The 2,500-nt window shown below is 52.0% G+C and carries 2 tRNA genes, 1 rRNA gene and 1 other annotated feature (2 of these 4 running past the window's edge); all 3 genes read right to left on the minus strand.

Annotation, left to right across the window (positions count from 1 at the left end):
• Window positions 1–1,173, minus strand: a sequence feature (mutual gap in cmsearch alignment for this rRNA model is longer than 100) (it extends 1,899 nt beyond the left edge of the window).
• Between the two features lie 453 nt (window positions 1,174–1,626).
• Window positions 1,627–1,702 (minus strand) — tRNA-Ala (locus tag CJO09_RS15485).
• Window positions 1,703–1,714: 12 nt separating this feature from the next.
• A tRNA-Ile gene (locus CJO09_RS15490) sits at window positions 1,715–1,791 on the minus strand.
• Window positions 1,792–1,894: 103 nt separating this feature from the next.
• Window positions 1,895–2,500: ribosomal RNA gene (locus CJO09_RS15495) — 16S ribosomal RNA — on the minus strand; it runs 933 nt beyond the window's last position.

Below are 2,500 nucleotides of genomic sequence, written 5' to 3' on the forward strand. Positions count from 1 at the left end.
ACGATATACACACCCGCAGCTTCGGTAACTGGCTTAGCCCCGTTACATCTTCCGCGCAGGACGACTCGATCAGTGAGCTATTACGCTTTCTTTAAAGGATGGCTGCTTCTAAGCCAACCTCCTGACTGTCTTCGCCTTCCCACTTCGTTTCCCACTTAGCCAATTTTGGGGACCTTAGCTGGCGGTCTGGGTTGTTTCCCTCTTGAGTCCGGACGTTAGCACCCGGTGCTCTGTCTCCCGCGCTCATACTTGCTGGTATTCGGAGTTTGCCATGGTTTGGTAAATCGCCATGACCCCCTAGCCATAACAGTGCTCTACCCCCAGCAGCAATACGCGAGGCACTACCTAAATAGTTTTCGGAGAGAACCAGCTATTTCCAGGCTTGTTTAGCCTTTCACCCCTATCCACAGTTCATCCCCTAATTTTTCAACATTAGTGGGTTCGGTCCTCCAGCACGTGTTACCGTGCCTTCAACCTGACCATGGATAGATCGCCTGGTTTCGGGTCTACACCCAGCGACTAAAACGCCCTGTTCGGACTCGCTTTCGCTACGCCTTCCCTATTCGGTTAAGCTTGCCACTGAATGTAAGTCGCTGACCCATTATACAAAAGGTACGCAGTCACCCCATAAAGAGGCTCCTACTGTTTGTATGCACACGGTTTCAGGATCTATTTCACTCCCCTTCCGGGGTTCTTTTCGCCTTTCCCTCACGGTACTGGTTCACTATCGGTCGATTACGAGTATTTAGCCTTGGAGGATGGTCCCCCCATCTTCAGACAGGATTTCACGTGTCCCGCCCTACTTGTCTGACGCCTAGTTCCACATCGCGCATTTCGCCTACGGGACTATCACCCGCTACGGTCGCCCTTTCCAGAGCATTCGGCTATACGCCACGCTAAATCGTCAAGGCTGCTCCGGGCTCGCTCGCCGCTACTGCCGGAATCTCGGTTGATTTCTTTTCCTCGAGCTACTTAGATGTTTCAGTTCACTCGGTTCGCTTCTCTGCACCTATGTATTCAGTGCAGGATACTGCTTACGCAGTGGGTTTCCCCATTCGGACATCAGCGGATCAAAGCTCGTTTGCCAGCTCCCCGCCGCTTTTCGCAGGCTACCACGTCCTTCTTCGCCTGTAATCGCCAAGGCATCCACCATGTGCACTTAGTCACTTGATCCTATAACCACAAAGGCTATAGGTTCCTAACTTGAGTTTACGTGTTCATGCCGTTCATCACTTCCAAAAGACTGAATCAGTCAACACACCCCTTTCCTAAAAAAGACGTCGATCAACCAACTCGGCTCTTGAGTCAGAACTTGTTTGCAATGCAATCACAACCCGTATCTATAATCAGTCTGCCTGTCCCTTAACGAGCCCATGTCGTTAAACACGCGCCCAGAACACGCAGCCCACTTACAGCTACTTGTCATTGTTGCTTCTTCCTCATTGTTAAAGAACAAATACTGCTTCGTACTACGGGTACTACTTATACTACCTAGCCACATCGCTATGACCAGTGCACAACACCCTGAGCTAACCAAACTACATCGCTTTAGCTAACCAAGACCCTGTTCACTGCACACAACTCACTACAACTTCACAACCACTACCTGCACAACCACAGCTTCGTTGGTGGAGGATGACGGGATCGAACCGACGACCCCCTGCTTGCAAAGCAGGTGCTCTCCCAGCTGAGCTAATCCCCCCCGTAAAGCACGTGGTGGGTCAAGTTGGAATCGAACCAACGACCCCCGCCTTATCAAGACGGTGCTCTAACCGACTGAGCTACTGACCCAAGCCCTTGTATCTGCCCTAACTCTAAAACAACCGATAAGCGTGAACACTCAAACTACCACCAAATAACAGCACACCAAGACCAAACCCCAAGCACTTCTCTTAAAGGAGGTGATCCAGCCGCACCTTCCGATACGGCTACCTTGTTACGACTTCACCCCAGTCATGAATCCCACCGTGGTAAGCGCCCCCCTTACGGTTAGGCTACCTACTTCTGGTGAAACCCACTCCCATGGTGTGACGGGCGGTGTGTACAAGACCCGGGAACGTATTCACCGCGACATGCTGATCCGCGATTACTAGCGATTCCGACTTCATGCAGGCGAGTTGCAGCCTGCAATCCGGACTACGATCGGGTTTCTGAGATTGGCTCCCCCTCGCGGGTTGGCAACCCTCTGTCCCGACCATTGTATGACGTGTGAAGCCCTACCCATAAGGGCCATGAGGACTTGACGTCATCCCCACCTTCCTCCGGTTTGTCACCGGCAGTCTCACTAGAGTGCCCTTTCGTAGCAACTAATGACAAGGGTTGCGCTCGTTGCGGGACTTAACCCAACATCTCACGACACGAGCTGACGACAGCCATGCAGCACCTGTGTTCCGGTTCTCTTGCGAGCACAGCCAAATCTCTTCGGCCTTCCAGACATGTCAAGGGTAGGTAAGGTTTTTCGCGTTGCATCGAATTAATCCACATCATCCACCGCTTGTGC

The sequence above is a fragment of the Neopusillimonas maritima genome, assembly GCF_003576595.1.
GTDB classification, from domain to species: domain Bacteria; phylum Pseudomonadota; class Gammaproteobacteria; order Burkholderiales; family Burkholderiaceae_B; genus Neopusillimonas; species Neopusillimonas maritima.